Here is a 220-nt window from a genome sequence, read left to right on the forward strand (position 1 = left end):
GGCGGTGCCCGAAACCACCGTCGAGGACGGGCCGTTGACGGCGGCGACCTCCAACTCGCCGTCCCACCGGGCGATCAGCCGCTCCACCTCGGCCACCGGAAGCGGCACGGAGGCCATACCACCGTCGCCCGCGATCAGCCGGATCGCCCTACTGCGCAGGGCCACCACCGCCGCCGCGTCGTCCAGGCTCAACGCCCCCGACACGGCCGCTGCCGCGATC

At 74.5% G+C, this 220-nt stretch carries 1 protein-coding gene; it reads right to left on the minus strand.

Annotated features, from left to right (window positions below):
* A partial coding sequence (locus tag IH61_RS42340) for an acyltransferase domain-containing protein (protein ID WP_158845919.1) occupies positions 1-220 on the minus strand: 220 nt, incomplete at both ends.

It is taken from the genome of Streptomyces sp. NRRL WC-3742 (genome assembly GCF_000720635.1).
In the GTDB taxonomy this organism is placed as follows: domain Bacteria; phylum Actinomycetota; class Actinomycetes; order Streptomycetales; family Streptomycetaceae; genus Kitasatospora.